General features: G+C 63.1%; 1 protein-coding gene and 1 pseudogene. Both read right to left on the bottom strand.

Going from position 1 to position 1213, the window contains the following annotated elements:
• Positions 1 to 757 (bottom strand): annotated as a pseudogene (locus GWE18_RS41865) (hypothetical protein); the annotation flags it as partial.
• 352 nt (positions 758 to 1109) lie between these two features.
• Positions 1110 to 1213 (bottom strand): transposase (locus GWE18_RS41860; RefSeq protein ID WP_275190603.1); only part of this gene is annotated, 104 nt, incomplete at its 5' end.

The following is a 1213-nucleotide window of genomic DNA, read 5'->3' as shown; positions in this document are numbered from 1 at the left end:
CAAAACCCTGCTCGACTGGCTCAACTCGCTGTAGCGCATTATGTGCCCACTCGCCCGCGGTCCTCCCCCGAAAGACCGGCTCAAGCCGTTGCCAGCCACATAACGATGTCCGGCACATAAGCTCGATTTTGTTACCGGTAACAAAATCGCAGACCACCACTGCCGGAACCCCGCCGATGAACGCAAAGGCGCGCGTGTGCGAGCCGATCCAGTCGGACAGGCCCTGCGTCCAGGTGGCCTCCGCATATGTGTAGTTCGTCGCGCCGAGCGAGGCGACGAACAGCTGGGCTGTCAGTACCTCGCCGGTCGAACCATCCATCACCTCAAGCGTCGTGCCGGCGTAATCAACGAACATGCGCTCGCCCGCGACGTGGCTCTGTCGCATAGTCGGCGACAGCCGCGCCGCCCAGGCGCCATAGAGCTCACAGTAGCGGCTGTACCCGTAACCATCCGGGTAGGCCGCGCGATGCTCCTCCCACAATAGCTGCAGCGTCACCCCTGGCCGGCGAAGCTCACGGTGGACCGCCGCCCAGTCTGGCTGCGGTCGACGCTTTGCGCCGACCGTTGGAGGTCGGTAGAGTCGGGCCTCCAGCGCCTCGTCCGTCAGGCCTTCCGGTACCGGCCAGGTGAGGCCGGCGCGGCGTGCCCGCTGGATGCACTCCCCGGCGGCCGTTGCACTCATCCCCAGGCTGGCAGCGATCTTGCGTTTGGACATGCCGGCGGCGGACAGCCGCAGCACGTCGCGAATTTTGCGCATAGGTAATCTCGGTCCTGGCATTTGCCCCCGCTCCTCGTGGAAAGGAGCGAAACCATGCCGATTCGCAGATCACCCAACGGCGCCCGTCACACCCGTCCACAGGCTGGTCGCGATCGCCCGGAATGGGTGGTCGCGATCAATCGGAACGCCTGGTCGCAATCAATCGGTACAGCCGGTCGTGATCAATCGGAACGCCTGGTCGCGATCGCTCGGTACGCGCACCAATTCCGCGACAATTCCGTCGATCGCAAGTTTGGCGTTGCCCGAAAAGTATCCTAGGAGCCTGTCCCTATAATGGACTTAGGATTAAGCGAAGCGGGTTCTGAAGCTTTTTTGGGGAGACAGGTTCTCCTCAGCGTGCGGCGGCGAGTTTTGCGAGGTTGTGGGCGATGCAGATCATGGCCCATTCGGCTTTGACCTTGTCGATGCTGCGCAGGAGGAACTGGCGGAAGCCTC

Origin of the sequence: Bradyrhizobium sp. CSA112 (assembly GCF_029051645.1) — a bacterium.
Taxonomy (GTDB): domain Bacteria; phylum Pseudomonadota; class Alphaproteobacteria; order Rhizobiales; family Xanthobacteraceae; genus Bradyrhizobium.
This window is presented reverse-complemented; position numbering and strand designations above follow the sequence as displayed.